This is a genomic window from Corynebacterium choanae (genome assembly GCF_003813965.1).
Classification (GTDB): Bacteria; Actinomycetota; Actinomycetes; order Mycobacteriales; family Mycobacteriaceae; genus Corynebacterium; species Corynebacterium choanae.
Genome location: NZ_CP033896.1, coordinates 377,520 through 389,929, shown reverse-complemented (window position 1 = coordinate 389,929; position 12,410 = coordinate 377,520). Strand labels below are relative to the sequence as shown.

The 12,410-nt window shown below is 59.7% G+C and carries 10 protein-coding genes; 8 read left to right on the top strand and 2 right to left on the bottom strand.

Annotation, left to right across the window (positions count from 1 at the left end):
* Nucleotides 1-270 precede the first annotated feature (270 nt).
* Both groL and CCHOA_RS01350 read right to left on the bottom strand, forming a co-directional pair.
* The gene (gene groL, locus CCHOA_RS01355) at nucleotides 271-1,911 is read right to left on the bottom strand and encodes a chaperonin GroEL (protein WP_123925985.1); all 1,641 of its coding nucleotides are present in this window, start codon (nucleotides 1,909-1,911) and stop codon (nucleotides 271-273) included.
* Nucleotides 1,912-2,274: 363 nt separating this feature from the next.
* Nucleotides 2,275-2,496: a hypothetical protein gene (locus CCHOA_RS01350; RefSeq protein WP_123925983.1), complete on the bottom strand. Its 222-nt coding sequence runs from the start codon at nucleotides 2,494-2,496 to the stop codon at nucleotides 2,275-2,277.
* Nucleotides 2,497-2,750: 254 nt separating this feature from the next.
* Between CCHOA_RS01350 and CCHOA_RS01345 the strand changes: the two genes are divergently transcribed.
* From CCHOA_RS01345 to CCHOA_RS01310, 8 genes are all read left to right on the top strand, one after another.
* A complete protein-coding gene (locus CCHOA_RS01345; protein ID WP_123925981.1) occupies nucleotides 2,751-4,160 on the top strand; it encodes a M20/M25/M40 family metallo-hydrolase in 1,410 nt (469 codons plus the stop codon).
* Between the two features lie 496 nt (nucleotides 4,161-4,656).
* A complete protein-coding gene (locus CCHOA_RS01340) occupies nucleotides 4,657-7,794 on the top strand; it encodes a Na+/H+ antiporter subunit A (protein ID WP_123925979.1) in 3,138 nt (1,045 codons plus the stop codon).
* Nucleotides 7,794-8,336 (top strand): Na(+)/H(+) antiporter subunit C, encoded by a 543-nt coding sequence (locus CCHOA_RS01335; RefSeq protein WP_123925977.1) that lies wholly within the window; start codon nucleotides 7,794-7,796, stop codon nucleotides 8,334-8,336. Before CCHOA_RS01340 ends, CCHOA_RS01335 begins: the two co-directional genes overlap by 1 nt.
* Entirely contained in the window at nucleotides 8,333-10,165 is a 1,833-nt protein-coding gene (locus CCHOA_RS01330; protein WP_123925975.1) for a Na+/H+ antiporter subunit D, read from the top strand. Before CCHOA_RS01335 ends, CCHOA_RS01330 begins: the two co-directional genes overlap by 4 nt.
* Nucleotides 10,162-10,791 (top strand): Na+/H+ antiporter subunit E, encoded by a 630-nt coding sequence (locus tag CCHOA_RS01325; RefSeq protein WP_123925973.1) that lies wholly within the window; start codon nucleotides 10,162-10,164, stop codon nucleotides 10,789-10,791. The genes CCHOA_RS01330 and CCHOA_RS01325 overlap by 4 nt, the downstream gene beginning before the upstream one ends.
* Nucleotides 10,792-10,842: 51 nt before the next feature.
* A complete protein-coding gene (locus CCHOA_RS01320) occupies nucleotides 10,843-11,124 on the top strand; it encodes a monovalent cation/H+ antiporter complex subunit F (protein ID WP_245992161.1) in 282 nt (93 codons plus the stop codon).
* Nucleotides 11,121-11,522: a monovalent cation/H(+) antiporter subunit G gene (locus CCHOA_RS01315; RefSeq protein WP_123925971.1), complete on the top strand. Its 402-nt coding sequence runs from the start codon at nucleotides 11,121-11,123 to the stop codon at nucleotides 11,520-11,522. The genes CCHOA_RS01320 and CCHOA_RS01315 overlap by 4 nt, the downstream gene beginning before the upstream one ends.
* A gap of 148 nt (nucleotides 11,523-11,670) precedes the next feature.
* Entirely contained in the window at nucleotides 11,671-11,916 is a 246-nt protein-coding gene (locus CCHOA_RS01310) for a glutaredoxin family protein (protein WP_123925969.1), read from the top strand.
* Nucleotides 11,917-12,410: the final 494 nt, after the last annotated feature.

The window sequence follows — 12,410 nt, the reverse complement described above, 5'->3', positions numbered from 1 at the left end:
CAGGTAGGTATCCCCCGAAAAAAACGGAATCCTCTCCACGACACGCTTGGCTCTGTGACGAGGCTGTGCAGCAGGGAACGCGGGCGCCGAAATACACAACGCGCCAGCTACTCCACACGGGAGCAGCTGGCGCGCATACACATCTTTCGCTGGAAACACGCCGCCGGTAGCAGGTGTGCACAACCTGTCACGAGCAGGGAAACTCACGCAACGCGCAACGGCCTGCTGCTGTGATCACCGGCAGATTTGGCGGTTTCCGAAGGTGGCGGATTAGAAACCGCCCATGCCACCCATAGCGTCAGCATCCGGCATACCCTGGCCGGCTGGTGCTGGCTTGTCGGCGACCACAGCCTCAGTGGTGAGGAACAATGCCGCGATGGAGGCAGCGTTTTGCAGGGCAGAGCGGGTCACCTTCACCGGATCGTTGATACCTGCAGCCATCAGGTCAACATATTCACCGGTAGCGGCATTGAGACCCTGGCCGGCAGGCAGCTGGGAAACCTTGTCGGCAACTACACCTGGTTCCAGGCCTGCGTTGACAGCGATCTGCTTCAGCGGTGCAGCCAAAGCTGCTTCCACGATCTTCACACCGGTTGCTTCATCACCGGCAAGTTCGAGGTTCTCTAGCACGTGGGAGGCCTGCAAGAGCGCCACACCACCGCCGGCAACAATGCCTTCTTCCACTGCAGCCTTCGCGTTGCGAACAGCATCTTCGATGCGGTGCTTGCGTTCTTTCAGCTCAACTTCGGTGGCGGCGCCTACCTTGATCACAGCCACACCACCGGCGAGCTTCGCCAGGCGTTCCTGCAGCTTCTCCCGATCATATTCAGAGTCGGAGTTTTCGATCTCAGCGCGGATCTGCTTGACCCGGCCTTCGATCTGGTCTGCGGAACCGGCACCCTCCACAATGGTGGTGTCATCCTTGGTGACTACCACCTTGCGGGCGCGGCCGAGCAGTGGCAGATCAGCGGTCTCCAGGGAGAGGCCAACCTCTTCTGCGATAACCTGGCCGCCGGTCAAAATAGCCATGTCCTGCAGCTGTGCCTTGCGGCGGTCGCCGAAGCCTGGGGCCTTGACAGCCACGGACTTGAAGGTGCCGCGGATCTTGTTCACCACGAGGGTGGACAGTGCTTCGCCTTCCACATCTTCAGCGATGATCAGCAGCGGCTTGCCGGTCTGCATGACCTTCTCCAGCAGCGGCAGGAGATCTTTAATGTTGGAAATCTTCGAGCTGACCAGCAGAATGTATGGATCTTCCAGGACAGCTTCGAGGCGTTCCATATCGGTGGCGAAGTAGCCGGAGATATAGCCCTTGTCGAAGCGCATACCTTCAGTAACTTCCAGATCCACACCGAAGGTGTTGGACTCTTCCACTGTGATCACGGATTCTTTGTTCAGCTTGCCGCCGCCAACGGCATACATTGCTTCCGCGATTTTCTTGCCGATTGCCGGATCAGCGGCAGAGATGCCAGCGGTTGCAGCGATCTCTTCTTCGGTTTCGATTTCTTTCGCGGTAGCCAGCAGCTCTTCGGTAACCTTTGCTACAGCCTGCTCAATGCCGCGCTTGATGCCCATCGGGTTGGAGCCTGCAGCGACGTTACGCAGCCCTTCGCGAACCAGCGCCTGTGCCAGCACGGTAGCGGTGGTGGTGCCGTCACCGGCGACATCGTCAGTCTTCTTGGCGACTTCCTTAACCAGCTCAGCGCCGATCTTTTCGTAAGGGTCTTCCAATTCGATTTCGCGGGCGATGGACACACCGTCGTTGGTAATAGTCGGGGCACCCCAGGACTTCTCCAGGACAACATTGCGTCCCTTTGGCCCTAAGGTGACCTTCACCGCGTCAGCAAGCGTGTTCAGGCCCTTTTCCAGGCCGCGGCGTGCTTCTTCGTCAAAGGCGATCATCTTAGCCATGTAGGTGTACTTCTCCTTGATATGGGTGCAGCAAACTTCCTGTGTTCTTCGCTGTTTCCCGAGTGGATTGCCGCAGCTGATTGCACATCCGAGAGGTTGTGGGACAACACTCTTGGCTGCTTTTCCAGCGCTTCGACAACACCGGCCGCGCAGAATCTTTCTGCCGGGGCAGACAGTGTTTGCTGTACTCACCAAATGTTTGTGATGGTTTTTTGTTCTATTGTGTTGCAAAAATGTGATGCCGCAACAGTGACCTGAAGCCCAAGCTGCGAAAACACTTGCGTGTTCAGTCAACTCCTGGCACGGCACACAGTGTGCGCAGGAACTGTGCTGCAGCTTGCCGCATCGGCAATGCCACGGTCTCTACACTGCTTCGAGGTGAAGTGCCCGCGACGGCAAGTTCCGAAACGATCCATCCACCGCCGGTGGGAATCCGGCGTATCGCCGAACCTCCTTAAACCGGGCAGGTGACAAGGCCATGCCGATGCGTCGCTCGGGGTAACTGGTAATCACCGGACAACACGAGGGGCGATCAAGCAGTATCGCCGCAGTAGTTGCACCACGAGATAGTGGTGCATCTGCCACAAGGGGCAGTGGGCACGTTGCCCAATGTTTCCCTGGTGTGCGACACCCAACAGTGACGGTATCGGTGGCGGATCTGGAATTGTTCTTCACCCAGTGTCACGCACCAAGCGCAGGGTCATCGCCATAATGACACCTGCAAATTCAGCACTTGGCACTGGAGAGTGCTAACTGCTTTTTTAGCAGTCTGCCATCGACAGTGCAAGAAAACTGCGGCAAGGTTCGCTTTCAGCGAAACCGCTAAACTGGCAACCACTATGAGTACTTCAAATCAACGCCCATCCAACACTGCCTCATCGGCTACCCCGGCGGCAGTGAAAGACTTTATTCACGCGCAGCGCAACGACCTGTTTGCAGAGCTGGCCAAGCTGGTTGCGCTCTACACCGTCCACGGGGAGACCGACACCGCTGCCGACCGGCAGCAGGCTGTCGATCTGCTGGTGGCAAGCATCGACGAGCTCAACATGGGGTTTGTCACGAAAACGTTTGACACCAGCGACGGGTCAACGGCGATCGTTGCCCACCGCGCACCGAAAAACAACCAACCCACCGTGCTGCTCTACTGCCACTATGACGTGGTGCCTGTTCCTGATCGCGATGCGTGGATCTCCGATCCGCTCGAGCTCACCGAGCGGGACGGCCGCTGGTATGGCCGAGGCGCCGCGGACTGTAAGGGCAATGTGGTGGCGCACTTTGCCGCGCTGCGGGCACTGCACCACTTCGGCGACACTGGTGTGGGTATTACCCTGCTCATTGAAGGCAGTGAAGAACGGGGCGGCGAAGGGCTGCACGACCTGATTCACGAACAACCTGAACTGGTTGCTGCTGACGCCATTATGATCGTCGACACAGGTGGTGTGGCCGTCGGTGTGCCAACCCTGACGACTTCGCTCCGTGGTGGGGCACTGGTTGATGTCACCGTCAACACCATGCAGCATGCAGTCCATTCGGGAAGTTTCGGCGGTGCGGCACCTGATGCGGTTGCTGCATTGATGCAATCACTGGCAACCCTGAAAGATCCCGCCACCGGGGCAACCACCATCGACGGGGTTGACTGCTCTGGCCGCTGGACAGGCGCCCCCTACAACAAGGAAACTTTCGCCGCCGACGCAGGTGTGCTCGACGGGGTTGCAGTGCTCGGTGGTGACGATGCCACACCAGCCGATCTGGTGTGGGCCCGTCCCGCAGTCACTGTCATTGGCTTCACCTCCACCCCGGTAGAGGATGCAGTCAATGCGGTGCCGCACACTGCCAGCGCCCGCCTCAATCTGCGGGTACCTGCCGGCATGGATGCACAAGCAACTGCTGAAGCGCTCAAAGCACACGTTGCACGGCACATCCCATGGGGCGCCCAGGCGGAAGTCACGATCGTTGATGTGAACCCGCCATTCCAAGGCACGACGGAAGGACCGGTTGCTGAGATTCTCTCCACCGCCATGTCCCAAGCCTTCGACGATAAGGAGACGGTGGCAATCGGCTCGGGTGGATCCATTCCGCTGACCACCGCCCTCCAGGAGCTGCATCCAAACGCTGCTATCGCCCTCTACGGGGTGGAGGAACCTCAATGCGCGATCCACTCAGCAAACGAATCAGTCTCCCCCGCCGAGATCGAATCCATCGCCACCGCTGAAGCACTCTTCCTGCTGCGCTACGGCAGCCAGGACTAATCACCGCAGGAACCTGCACCTCGCGGCGCTGTGTGCGATTGATACAGCAGCCAACGGCTGGTAGGTACAGCAACCAGCCGCAGGTGCCGGGAATCTGCAACACGATCCATCGGATATGTTTGAGCGTTGTCAGCTATGCAGCGTTGGAAAACTACTTCCGGTGGATCGTGGTGTTGTCTTTCCTGCTCAATGACTCGCGCCGCGGCAGAAAACACGACAGCATGTGTCACGCTGCCGGTTTGGTGAGAATAATTTATCGCAACAGTTGTTACCGGACGGGGTCTGGGCAGTGTTCGGCTGCCGTCATGGGCGGGTTGAAATTCGGGCTGGACGGGTTGCTGTTGGGGTGGCTGGGGTTTGCGCTGTAATAGGCAACTGTGGCGAATTCATGTCATCATTGGGAATTGAAATTGCCGTGGTCTGCAACACCCACCTGATGTGTGGCAGCCGCCGCGGCGTGATGCTGATGCGGGTATGGCGGTAAGTAGGTGGCGCGATGTTGACGATTTTGGGTGTTGTAACCGTTACCGCTGTGGTGATGCCGCTATTGGTTCGCACATGTGGACGCTACGGGTTCATCGTTGCAGCCCTTGCCCTATTTGCCTGTGCCGGATGGCTGCTGCAGGCAATCGGCGCAGGGCTCTTCACCGGCGACCAGCCACCGACAGCAACCTATGACTGGATGCCGCAGGCGCATCTGTCCCTCGATTTCCGCATGGACGGGCTGGCTTCCGTGTTTGCGCTGATCGTGTTGACGGTGGGCGGGCTGGTGTTGTGCTACACCGCCGGCTATTTTGACCAGGTTGCCCGCCGTCTAACCCTCTTTGGGGCACAAATGGTGGCATTTGCTGCCGCCATGTTTGGGCTGGTAATCGCCGATTCACTGCTGGTGATGTACATTTTTTGGGAAATCACCTCAATTTTGTCGTTTCTGCTGGTGGGCTACTACGGGGAGCGTGCATCGTCCCGCCGCGCCGCCGGCCAGGCGCTGATGGTGACGGTGGCTGGGGGCCTGGCAATGCTCGTCGGCATTGTGCTGTTGGGGGTTGGCCACGGTATTTGGCGGTTTAGCGAGTTTGAAACCCTTCCCGCAGATGCATTTGATCAGGTCACCCTGCAGGTGGCGGTGGTGTGTTTGCTGGCCGGGGCTGTCACCAAGTCGGCGCTGGCACCAATGCATTTTTGGCTCCCGCAGGCGATGGCGGCACCGACACCTGTGTCTGCCTATTTACATTCGGCGGCGATGGTGAAAGCTGGGGTGTATTTGATTGCCCGGCTGGCGCCCACGGCAAGCCAGTGGCCGATGTGGCATGTGATTGTCATTCCGCTGGGGTTGTTCACCATGCTGCTGGGCGGGTGGATGGCGCTGAAAGCCTTTGATTTAAAACTGGTGTTGGCTTACGGCACGATCAGCCAATTAGGTTTTATGGTGGCAGTGTTTGCCATTGGTTCACCACAGGCTATGCAGGCCGGGTTGCTCACCGTGGTTGCGCACGCCTGTTTCAAATCGGCGCTCTTTATGGTGGTTGGGGCAATTGATCATGCGACAGGCACCCGTGATCTGCGGCGGCTGCAAGGCCTTGGTCGGCTATTGCCGATTCCGGCGGTCATTGCGGCAGTGGCGTGTTTCTCGATGGCCGGGGTGCCGCCGACGGTGGGGTTCATCGCGAAAGAAGCAGTGCTGGCAACGGTAGTCGAGGAACCGATTTTCGCTGGTATGCCGGCGATTGCTATGACTGTTGCGGTGGTTGCCGGATCAGTGTTGACCTTCGCCTATTCGGCATATTTTTTCCTTGGCGCCTTCGGCAGCCGGTCGCTTGTCGCCTATCCAGGGCGGAGACGGCAAGAGCCATCTGCGGCAGATACCGTTCCTGCCGCGGCGGGGCTTATCGATCCGGCCACAGTGCACCGTCCTGGTGTGCTGCTGCTGGCATCACCGGCGATTGTTGCCGGATTGTCGCTGCTCTTCGGGATTCTGCCGCAGCTGGTTGAACAGCTGATACAGCCACCGGTGAGACAACGGTTTACCGGTGCCCATGGCAATGATTCGACAGCCGGGGAGGCTTTCAATCTTGGCCATATTGCCCTGTTTCACGGGTGGACAGTGCCGCTGGCTTTAACCCTGGTGGTGTTTACTACCGGGGCGATCGTTGTATCCCAGCTGCGGGTGATTCGGACGTTGATGTTCACCCGACCGGCACTAGGCAGCGCCGATCACGCCTACGAGTGGATTGTGCAGCAGCTGCGGCTAGTGTCCCAGCGGATTACCGCCTCCACACAGAAAGGGTCGCTGCCAGTCAACGAGGCAGTGATTTTGGCAACGTTTGTGGCACTGCCCGGGATCGTGCTGCTCCTTGGGGAGCGGGCGCCGGTGACGTTGCGGCTGTGGGATCATCCCGTCCAGGCAGTGGTGTGTGCAGTGATGATGATCGCAGCTGTTGCCGCCACAGCGGCACAGCATCGTCTCTCTGCGCTGCTGGTTGTCGGGGTGACTGGCTTCGGTACGGTTGTGGTGTTTGCGCTGCATGGTGCCCCCGATTTAGCGCTCACCCAGGCGGTCGTGGAAACACTCACCGTGGTGGTGATGGTGTTGCTGCTGCGGAAATTGCCGCACCGTCCCCCCGCAGTTGACCCGGACTATGATCCACGTCTGCGGGGATGGCTGGCAGCCGCCAGCGGACTGATGGTGACTGTACTGGGGGTGTATGCCGCAAATGCGCGGGAGCACACCCCGGTTGGGGCAGTCATCGGCGATCTTGCGAAACGGATCGGCCACGGTGCGAATGCGGTCAATGTGCTGCTGGTTGATATTCGAGCCTTCGACACCCTCGGGGAGATCTCCGTGCTCGCAGTGGTGGCCGTGGGCGTGTCCTCCCTGGTGTATCGCACCCGGCCTTTTACCCGCCGCTCTAAACGCCCCACCCTGCCCACCCATGGGGCAACCCTGCTGACGTCTGATGTGGTGGTTGACCCGGCAGCGGGGCAACCTAGCCCACCTGGTACCGGACAAACCCTTGCCGCATCATCTGTGGCGAGCCCCGGGCAGCAAACCCGGCCGCATCGGCCGCAGCTGATGGTCGATGTTGCCGCCCGGCTGCTGTTTCACCCCATGCTCATCGTTGCCGCCTACTTCTTCTTCTCCGGACACAACGGCCCCGGCGGCGGCTTCGCCGCCGGGCTGGTCGTCGGTTTGGCGTTGACCCTGCGCTATCTCGCCGGCGGTGCCGCCGAACTTGAAGCAACCCTGCCAGTCAACCCGTCGTCGCTGCTCGGCGCAGGCCTCGTCATCGCCACTGGCACCACCATTGTCCCGCTGCTTTTCGGTGTAGCCCCCTTGACCTCAAGTGTCGTGGACTTGCATCTGCCGCTGATCGGCGAACTGCATGTGGTCTCGGCGATGGTGCTCGACATTGGTGTGTTCCTTATCGTTGTCGGTTTAGTGCTCCACATTTTGTCCTCCCTCGGTATCCGGCTCGACGCCGAATCCCAGCGGCGCAGCCGCCGCACCAGCACCACCACCAACACCACCGCCCCGCCATCAACGGCTGCGGGGATACACACTTCCCCTGCCCCGCCTGCCACCGGCAATCCACCGCAGCCCACCGCTTCCCCTACAACAGGAGGACACCGCTGATGAGCGCCAACCTCACTTTGCTCGTGACCGCCGGAGTGCTGTTTGCCTGCGGTATGTATCTGCTGCTCGACCGGGCAATGACCAAAATGATCCTCGGGCTTTTGCTGGCCGGCAATGGAGTCAACCTGCTGGTGCTCACCGCCGGCGGCTCCGCCGGCGCCCCACCCATCATGGGGCGCGGCTCCCTGATCTCCGCGGCCGACGCCGACCCGCTCGCCCAAGCAATGATCCTCACCTCCATTGTCATCACCATGGCCATGACGGCGTTTCTCGCCGCCCTGGCCTACCGGCAATACCGCTACCGCACCGCCGACATTGTCAGCGACGACACCGAAGACAAAGTCATCGCCGCCCGGCCCACCGTCGCATCTGCCGCCCCCGACCACGACGCCTCCGCCGACCCCACCACTGGCCGCACCACCAAAGACGGCGACAACTTCGGCCCCCACATCTTCGAACAACCCCTCGCCGTCGACGACACCCCACCATTTGACGAACACACCGACCACCAGCCGGACACCATCCGAAAGGATCCCCGATGAGCCCCACCCTCGCGGCAACCATCATGCCGTATCTCATCGCTCTGCCGGTGATCCTGCCCGCAGCAGCCGCCGGCGGCTGCCTCCTGCTTGCCCGCTTCACCCGCACCGCCCGCATCCTCGCCACCGTCGCCCTCACCGCCACCATCGCGATCTGCTTCTCCATGATCGCCGCCACCGACCTCATCGGCATCACCACCCTGCAACTCGGCGGCTGGGACGCCCCCGTCGGCATCACCCTCGTCGCCGACCGGCTCTCCACCCTCATGCTGGCCGTCTCCTCCCTCGTCATCCTCACCGTCATGTGGTACGCCATCGGGCAAACGGGCCACGGCAGCGGCCGCAACACCCCAAACGAAGTGTTCCTCCCCGCCTATCTCCTCCTCACCATGGGAGTCAACATTGCATTCCTCTCCGGGGATCTCTTCCACCTCTACGTCGGATTCGAAGTACTCCTCGTCTCCTCCTATGTGCTGCTCACCATCGGCGCCTCCCCGGCACGAGTACGCGCCGGGGTGAGCTATGTCATGGTTTCCACCCTGTCGTCGCTGATCTTCGTCATCGGTATTGGACTGGTGTATGCGGCTGTTGGCACCATGAACCTTGCCCAAATATCCCAACGCATGGAGTTGGTACCGACCGGCACCAAAACCGCAATATTCGCCGTCCTACTGGTTGCCTTCGGGATTAAAGCCGCTATTTTCCCGCTCTATTCGTGGCTGCCTGACTCATACCCCACCGCCCCGGTGCTGGTGTCGGCAGTGTTTGCGGGGCTGCTGACAAAAGTTGGTGTGTATTCCATTATTCGTCTGCGGTTTGTGGTGTTTCCCGATGGTTCCCTTGACACAGTGCTGTTATGGGCAGCGATTTTCACCATGGTGGTCGGAATTTTAGGGGCAATGGCCCAAAACGACATCAAACGACTGTTGTCGTTTACACTGGTCAGCCACATCGGCTACATGCTCATTGGGGTGGCATGCGCCACCGCTGTGGGGTTGGCCGGGGCGATTTTCTACACGGTGCATCACATTGTGGTGCAAACCGCACTCTTTTTAGTTGTCGGCCTCATCGAAGCACAGGCCGGCACATCGTCGCTGCGAAAGCTAGGATCGCTTGCCTATCTGTCCCCGTTGGTGGGGCTGCTCTATCTTGTGCCGGCGTTGAACTTGGGCGGAATTCCGCCACTGTCCGGCTTTTTAGGCAAAGTCATCATTTTGCAGGCATTAGCCGCCAAAGGTGGCGCGGTGGCGTTTATCGGTATTGCTGCCGCAGTCGTCACGAGTTTGTTGACGCTGTACACGATGACGCTGGTGTGGCAGAAAGCGTTTTGGCGTGACCGGGCCGACGCCCCGGACTATCATCCGCTGCACAAACCGGCAGCCGCCAACCCGGCGCACTCCACCGCACATCAGACCACGTTAAAGCCACTCAAAGTGGGTACTGTGGTGCCGACGGCGGTCATGGTGGCGGCCAGTGTTGCTATTACGGTAATGGCCGGCCCGTTAAGTGCGGTAACTGGCCGCAGCGCCGAATCAGCACAAGATGTGGGCAACTATCGCGCCGCGGTGCTGGGGGAAGATTATCTGCGCCCCAGCCGAAGTGAAACCCTGCCAACGATCGACGACGATCCTTCCACCCCGCAGGAGCCCCGACCGGATGATAAAACCAGTCGCGGTGACGGGATTGTTCACGACTCAACAACCCCACAGCCGACACCCCCACAGGCAACCACCACCCAACCGGCAATCACCCAACCGGCAATCACCCAACCGGCAACCCCCACCAGCAGTGGGGTGCCGGCAGTGCCGACCTCATCGGAGGAAATGCGATGACCGACCAGCTTGGGAATGTTTCCACCTCCCGCACCGGGCACAAACCGGCCACAGATAATACTGCTGTCCCCTCGTCGCGGCTGCCGATACGGGCGAAACTCTCAGCCCGCATCCGTCCCTTCCCCGTGGTAGTGCTCACCCTGCTGTGGGTTTTACTCGTCGGCCAGATCACCCTCGGCAATGTGCTGGCCGGAATCCTGTTGGCGGTGGCCGTGATGGCACTGCTGCCATTGCCACCACTGCCATCCACGATCGGCCGTATCCGCATTGTCGCCCTGCTTGCCCTGCTCGGGGAGGTTGCGATTTCACTGGTGACCAGTTCGTTCGCGGTGGCAAAGCTGGCAATTGGCACCCAGCCACCACCGAAAACAGCCATTATTACCTGCGACTATCCAGTCAGCGACGATATTGTGGCGGCGTTTGGGATTTTGTTGATGAATCTTCAACCAGGTGGCACGGTGATCTTCTTTGATCAGACACATCACACCGTCACCATGCATCTACTGAACGCTGGATCTGATGCGGCAATCCGCACCCAGCAGCAGGTGACAGTGCGCTTTGCCCACAAGCTGTGTCGGATTTTTCAGATCCCCCCAGTGACACCAGCAACCCCGCATACCGCCTAGTTGGCTGTTGATGCTGTGTATGTTCTTTCTTTTTCCTTCCCCTTCAGGAGCGTGAACTGTACCGTGGATGCCTACCAGTGGTGTATTGCGATCGCCGCCGCACTTTTTGGGGTGAGTTTTTTCTTCACCCTCTACCGGCTGCTTGTCGGCCCGAATTCGCTCGACCGGGTGGTGAGCATGGATGGCATGGTGGCGGTGATTCAATGTGTTTTCGCCACCTATATTTGTTTAACGCTGGACACTACTGTCGCCGCGGCAATGATCGTCATCGCCCTGCTCGGGTTTATCGCCACCGTTGCGATTACCCGCTACCGGAAAGCTGATCTGTCATGACCACCCCCACCTATCTTGTTGTCGCCGATGTGATCTCGGCGGGATGTGTGCTTCTTGGTGCGGTGTTGGCGTTAACCGCAAGCATTGGTTTGGTGCGTTTCCCCGATACGCTTTCCCGCATGCATGCGGTCGCTAAACCGCAAACCCTTGGACTGATCGTCACCGTCGCCGGGGCGATTATTCGGATCGCTACCCATCCACAGGCGACTGCCGCGGAACATGGCGATATTGGCATTATTGTGCTCACCGTAGTGTTTTCTCTCATCACTGCCCCAGTGATTGCGCAGCGAGTCGGTCGGAAAGCTGCCCAGGAAGGGCTTTATGCGAAAGGCCATGTCACAGTCGCTGACGGCCGCGACTCAAGCACACCGTCCCCAACTGGGCACGGCACTCAGTAGCTGTTGGCCGGTAACAAGTAATCCTCCGCAAAGCGGGTGGTGGGGCAGCCTGTCCCGCGGGTTTTGTTCCTGCGCTGTGACAACCAGGTCCCCAAGAGACGGGTGCACAGGTGCTGTGTTTACGCGTTGTGCCCTACACTGGGCAACCATGAAACTTCGTGTCTTTGGTTCTGATTGGTGCCGCGACTGCCGCCGCACGAAAGCACAGCTCGATGAGCTTGGTATCGCCTACGAGTATCTTGACGTTGCTACCGATCCGGCGCTTGCCGACGAGGCGGAAACTATCGCTGGGCGGAAGAATATTCCGGTCGTCGTCTATCCCGACGGCAGCCACCAGGTTGAACCTTCCAACGCTGAGGTGGAAGCAGCTTTGAAAGCTAACGGGCTGCTCTAGTTGGTCGCGGATAGATTGAATTTCAGTGCCCCTGCCGCTGACTGCAACCACCACCCCGGCGCGGCTCGCCGTCAGCGAAAACAGGGGCACCGGCAGTAAGTTGGTTGCGCTGACAAAGACCCGGGTCACCGCTGCGGGGTTATTAGGGTTGCCATATTGCACCCAGTGCATGCTTCGCGGGGCGCAGATGCGACGGAAAACCGCTGCACCCCGACAATCAACGCAATCTCGAACATGGTGGAGGTACCATCCATCACCCGGTCACACCATGGCCAGCAGCGCCAGGTTCGCAGCAAAAATACACAGAGTCACTGACATGAAACATGGCACTGGTGTAGTAGGTGATAGTGTCGCGCACCCCAGCGATTAATCCAATGACGGCAGCTTGCAGAAATCCACCGATCAGCCCGACAGCGCTTGCACTTTACCCGTGCAACCGCCAAAACAGCACCGCGGCAAACAAGATGGAAGGCAGTATCGGTGCGCCACCGGTC